Annotated in this window: 1 protein-coding gene; it reads right to left on the bottom strand. The window is 45.5% G+C overall.

The window, feature by feature from the left end; all coding sequences use genetic code 11:
- Positions 1–23 precede the first annotated feature (23 nt).
- The gene (locus F607_RS0126470; RefSeq protein ID WP_027710398.1) at positions 24–1,952 is read right to left on the bottom strand and encodes a hypothetical protein; all 1,929 of its coding nucleotides are present in this window, start codon (positions 1,950–1,952) and stop codon (positions 24–26) included.
- Positions 1,953–2,135 lie beyond the last annotated feature (183 nt).

Here is a 2,135-nt window from a genome sequence, read left to right as displayed (position 1 = left end):
GCAAACAAGAGCCCACTAACTCATTAAAATACAGAGCAGCGGCATGAGTAAACGAATGAATATGTCAATCTAAAAAAACTTCGGAATCGAGTTAACGTTATCAGTCCGTCTGTATCCAGCCGACGAATTTTGCTCAACTCCGCCACACTGACTTGTTGTTTTTCACCCACTTTCACCGCCACTTCACGATTTTCAACCGAAAAAATAAACTCCTCCGTCTTCGACCAGCCTTTCAGCGCTTCAACCTCTGGCACAAACAAGCTGTAAAACAGCGTTAACAACGTATCCTCTGGCTCCATGATGGTCGGTGTCTTTAATTGATCTCTGACCTTCACTTGCTCCCTTTTATCTATACTCACGACCTGCAGCGAGTGCACATCCAGATCATACTGGCTGAATTTCAGCTCAGGGCGATACTCCCAGTGATGAAACAAGTTTAAGTTTGAAGGCTGGCTGATTCCGGCTTGGCGTGCCATTTCTTCATTAAAAATAGGCACTTTAATGGGCACAAAATGACCGAGGCTTTGTTTATCAGCACGTTGAGTAGCAAAGCTAGGGTTACGGTATTTAGGGGCAGCACTGGCCTGGACATAAAAGTGCTGCCGGCTCAAGGATTTTTCAGGCAAGCGTATCATCTGAACTTGTTGACCTGGCTGAATACTGAAATGGGCCAAGTGTGGGCTGTCAGCCGTGACCGCCGCTAGCTGGTTAGGTGCCACCACCCGAGCTAAACGCCCAGTAAAACCGTAATCGGCCAAAGCAGGAGGTAAGGGACTATCATTATGTCCCAGCCATTCGGTATAGACAGCAACCCACTGGTCTGTAGTAAAGCCTGCCGACTCTGAACCAATCATCTGGTCAGGCAGCTGCTGGTCTGCGGTATTTCGGGCAGGCCTGCGAACCGCCCATACTTTGAGGTTAGGCGGATACATTTTGATTTCGTCAACCACAGTGGATAAATCACTGTCGCCGCCATAGCTTTTCCCCAGGGTGACGGTTTTCTGGCCCGTGCAGCCGGTCACTCGATTAATTAAATAAAGAGTAACCTGTTCGCCTGGTCGAAGATGATCATAGTTACGTTGCCGAAATTGGGGTTTAACACCATCCTGCACCTGCCAGCGTTCAAAGTTCCTGTTAGGCCGGAATATTTCACCTAACCTTCCTCGTAAACGCACCAAAAACTGAAAGTGACTGTCCTTTTCACCTTTCGCTAATGCACCAGAGGATAAGCCTTTTTGCTCAGCCACCAGTTCACCGGTCGACGTTCGGATCACATATAAGTCAGTATTTTGAATAGCCTGCTCACTGATTTTAGTGACCAAACCTTTAGGTGTAGTATCTTGATCTGGTTGGCCCAAAATAGTACCAAAGTAAATACCAAAAACTTTAGCCTCTTCCAGTTTATCGACAGGGTAGAAGGTTTTTTTGTCGCCAGTAGCCGACTCAACCAAGATGCCCGGCACCACCCCATCGTCACGGCCACCATCATTTAAGTCATAGGTAGGTATGATTTTTTTATCTGGCTGCCAGTCAAAATCGTAATAGGCACCACTTTCAGAGTCCACTTCACCAACAAGGATCGGTGTTTCATCGGGATTATAAAGTCCTGCACTGCCGCGCAGCACCATCATATCCACCGGAAAATCAATGTGATAATGAAAGCTTGATTGCAGTGCTAAAATTACATTGACGCGATAATCATAAACCGCCAACCCATTACAGTGACTTTCTTTTTCACGGGTTAAAAAATACGGTAAATATTCCGTTTTACGGGGATGAAAACGACTGTAATGCAACTCAGCAATGATGGGATTATGGTAGGTTATTTGGAAGCCAGGACAGGCTGGATTAAAATATTCAATGCGATACTTGCCCTGCACGTCTGTTGTACTCGTAAACTCAGAACCTGCTGCTGCAAATACTTTGGTATAAGGAAGGGGATTTAATAACACATCGTCAAATTTACGCCGAAAAGTACGTTGTTCTCCACTTTTAGGATTAACAATAAAGCCCGTCCGATAGCCAATATTATTATGGGATTTATAACTCGATTCCGAAGTTTTTTTAGGTTGACAAAGCTGTATATTTATTCAAGCTGCCATTCGGTGCTGTAATGAAGGCGTCGGCTCTTGCCT

Origin of the sequence: Zooshikella ganghwensis DSM 15267 (assembly GCF_000428585.1) — a bacterium.
GTDB lineage: Bacteria > Pseudomonadota > Gammaproteobacteria > Pseudomonadales > Zooshikellaceae > Zooshikella > Zooshikella ganghwensis.
Note: the sequence above shows the minus strand (reverse complement) of the source record. Positions and strands in the feature narration are given on the sequence as shown.